Source organism: Petrotoga sp. SL27, from assembly GCF_002924605.1.
Classification (GTDB): Bacteria; Thermotogota; Thermotogae; order Petrotogales; family Petrotogaceae; genus Petrotoga; species Petrotoga sibirica.
Genome location: NZ_JAIP01000043.1, coordinates 1 through 281 on the forward strand (window position 1 = coordinate 1; position 281 = coordinate 281).

Here is a 281-nt window from a genome sequence, read left to right on the forward strand (position 1 = left end):
CATCATCAGTGAGATAGGTACGATAGCTTCCTTTCCATCTCACGATAGTTTGGCCAAATTTGCAGGACTGACATGGAGAAAACGTCAATCAGGGAATTATTCCTCTGACGAGACAGAAATGACTAAGACAGGCAACCCGTATCTTCGATACTATTTTATCGAAGCCGCTAGCTCCGTTAAAAACTATATCCCTGAGTTCAAAGAGTATTATTGGAAAAAATACTACGAGGTTGCCACTCATCAACACAAAAGAGCCCTCGCGCTCACGGCTCGTAAGTTGG

At 43.4% G+C, this 281-nt stretch carries 1 protein-coding gene; it reads left to right on the forward strand.

What is annotated here, in order from left to right; translation table 11 throughout:
• A partial coding sequence (locus AD60_RS09970; protein WP_146048848.1) for a transposase occupies positions 1 to 281 on the forward strand: 281 nt, incomplete at both ends.